Here is a 240-nt window from a genome sequence, read left to right on the forward strand (position 1 = left end):
CTGAAGACGCTGGACGAGACGGTCCGCACCCTCGACCCCGAGGACCTGCTCATCACTGACGACTCCGGTGCGATCGGCATCGCCGGTGTGATGGGCGGTTCCGCCACTGAAGTGTCGGACACCACCAGCAACATCCTCATCAAGGCCGCGCACTTCGAGGAAGTCAGCATCGGCCGCTCACCCCGCCGGCACAAGCTGCCTTCCGAAGCGTCCAAGCGCTTTGAGCGCGGCGTGGACTGG

1 protein-coding gene is annotated in these 240 nt (G+C 65.4%); it reads left to right on the forward strand.

What is annotated here, in order from left to right:
• The coding region (locus tag SB754_RS22700; RefSeq protein WP_410784526.1) for a phenylalanine--tRNA ligase beta subunit-related protein at positions 1–240 on the forward strand (240 nt) is incomplete at both ends.

It is taken from the genome of Leifsonia sp. SIMBA_070, from assembly GCF_046534635.1.
In the GTDB taxonomy this organism is placed as follows: domain Bacteria; phylum Actinomycetota; class Actinomycetes; order Actinomycetales; family Microbacteriaceae; genus Leifsonia.